At 62.3% G+C, this 559-nt stretch carries 2 protein-coding genes; both read left to right on the forward strand.

Annotated elements, in window-relative coordinates; translation table 11 throughout:
* The coding region (nuoB, locus tag AC1DTN_RS38810) for an NADH-quinone oxidoreductase subunit NuoB (RefSeq protein WP_477925544.1) at positions 1 to 280 on the forward strand (280 nt) is incomplete at its 5' end.
* Between the two features lie 13 nt (positions 281 to 293).
* Positions 294 to 559 (forward strand): NADH-quinone oxidoreductase subunit C (locus tag AC1DTN_RS38815; protein ID WP_477925545.1); only part of this gene is annotated, 266 nt, incomplete at its 3' end.

Here is a 559-nt window from a genome sequence, read left to right on the forward strand (position 1 = left end):
TCTGATGCTCGTGGCTGGTACGCTGTGCAACAAGATGGCGCCTGCGCTGCGCAAGGTGTACGACCAGATGCCCGAGCCCCGATGGGTGCTCTCGATGGGGTCATGTGCCAATGGCGGCGGCTACTACCACTACAGCTATTCGGTCGTGCGTGGATGCGACCGCATTGTGCCGGTTGACGTCTATGTGCCGGGTTGCCCGCCGACCGCGGAAGCGCTGCTGTATGGAGTGATTCAACTCCAGCAGAAGATCCGCCGCACCAACACGATCGCGCGCGCCTGAAGAGCAATAGACGATGACCGATTTTGCGATTTCTCCCGAAGCGCTGCAGACCCAGATCACCGAAACGCTTGGCGCGAAGGCGCGGAGCGTGAAGCTCGCCCTGGGCGAAGTGACCGTGGTTGTGTCGCCTGCCGACTACCTCGAAGCCGCCACGCTGTTGCGCGATGCGCCCGGCTGCCGCTTCGAGCAGTTGATCGACCTGTGCGGCATGGATTATTCCGATTACCGCGAGGGCGAGTGGGAGGGTGAGCGCTTCTGCGTGGTCACCCATCTTCTCTC

This window comes from Rhizobium sp. 01T444 (assembly GCF_056398305.1).